1 protein-coding gene and 1 pseudogene are annotated in these 1687 nt (G+C 24.8%); both read left to right on the top strand.

The genetic code is table 11. The features are described 5' to 3' along the window. The first annotated feature begins 225 nt into the window (after positions 1-225). A complete protein-coding gene (locus DVW06_RS16770; RefSeq protein ID WP_002285815.1) occupies positions 226-879 on the top strand; it encodes a response regulator transcription factor in 654 nt (217 codons plus the stop codon). After that, positions 876-1687 (top strand): annotated as a pseudogene (locus DVW06_RS16765) (HAMP domain-containing protein); the annotation flags it as partial. The gene DVW06_RS16770 and the pseudogene DVW06_RS16765, both read left to right, overlap by 4 nt.

Raw genomic sequence — 1687 nt, 5'->3', positions numbered from 1 at the left:
TTTTGAGTTGAAACGAAGAAAAAGTGTTAGTAGAAAATCGCCTTCGATTTTCCACCAACACAAAATATTATAGAACCCTTTATTCTAAAGGATTTCAAGGTGTCTGTTTGCATTTATTAGAAAAAAGAAAAAGTATTGGCAACAGAAGGTGTCACCAACACTAGATATTATAGAGCCATAATATGCTGTATAATATCTAGTGTATAGGCTTAAGTGGAGGTATATATGAAAATATTAACTGTTGAAGATGATAATATGATAAGAGAGGGAATAAGTGAATATCTTTCAGAATTTGGATATACTGTTATTCAAGCTAAAGATGGAAGAGAAGCCTTGTCAAAATTTAATAGCGATATAAATTTGGTTATCTTAGACATTCAGATACCTTTTATAAATGGTTTAGAAGTGTTGAAAGAAATTAGAAAGAAAAGCAATTTACCAATTCTAATCTTGACTGCATTTAGTGATGAAGAATATAAAATTGATGCATTTACTAATTTAGTAGACGGATATGTAGAAAAGCCATTTTCATTGCCGGTCTTAAAAGCTAGAATAGATTCTTTAATTAAGAAGAATTATGGACATTTAGAGAAGTTTGAATATAAGGATCTATCGGTTAATTTTAATAGCTATACAGCTAAAATAAATGGTGAAGAAATAGATGTAAATGCAAAAGAACTAGAAGTATTAAAATGTTTATTGGATAATAATGGACAAGTGTTAACAAGAATGCAAATTATTGATTATGTATGGAAAGATAGCGAAGAAACTCCTTATGATCGAGTAATAGATGTATATATAAAAGAACTTAGAAAAAAATTACAATTAGACTGTATAACTACTATAAGAAATGTAGGATATAAATTGGAGAGAAAATGAAAAAATTAAAGATATTTCCAAAAATGTTCATACAAATATTTTCTGTTCTTGGAATAATAATTATATTAGTTCATTCATTAGTTTTTTTTATCTTTCCTAAAACATATTTGGAGACGAGAAAAGAAAAGATTCATAATATGGCAAATGAAATTTCTAGTAATATGAATGGAAAAGAAATAAAATATATAGAACAAACTTTGGAATTTTATTCCAAGAGTAGTGAAATAAAAGTATTCATAAAAGAAAAAAATAATAAGAATGAAATACAAATCAAAGATAATATAAATGTTAATTTAGAAAGTGATAGTAATTCTTTGATAATTGAAGAAAGAGAAATAAAGCTTAATGATGGTAAAAAAACAAATCTACAATTTGTTTCTACAGCTGATATGCAAAAAGATGCGAAAGATTTAAGCCTTAAATTTTTACCATATTCTTTATTAATATCAATTTTATTTTCTGCTATTATTTCTTTAATTTATGCAAAATCAATAAAAAATAATATACAAGAAATAAAAATTGTTACTGATAAAATGATGAAACTTGATAAAAAGATGAGTTTAAAAGTTAGCTCTAATGATGAAGTTGGAGAATTAAAACAACAAATTAATGATTTGTATTCTACTTTATTAAGAACAATTGACGATTTGGAATTTAAAAATAAAGAAATTTTAAAATTAGAAAAGTTAAAATATGACTTTTTTAAAGGTGCATCCCATGAACTTAAAACCCCTCTTGCTAGTCTTAAAATAATACTGGAAAACATGAAATACAATATTGGAAAATATAAAGAAAGAGATATTTATAT

This window comes from Enterococcus sp. ARL09-542 (genome assembly GCF_005234805.1).
Lineage (GTDB): Bacteria > Bacillota > Bacilli > Lactobacillales > Enterococcaceae > Enterococcus_D > Enterococcus_D gallinarum.
This window is presented reverse-complemented; position numbering and strand designations above follow the sequence as displayed.

Excerpts from the sequence above, each read along its gene's own strand:
- DVW06_RS16770 (WP_002285815.1), top strand. The coding sequence starts at position 226 with ATGAAAATATTAACTGTTGAAGATGATAATATGATAAGAGAGGGAATA.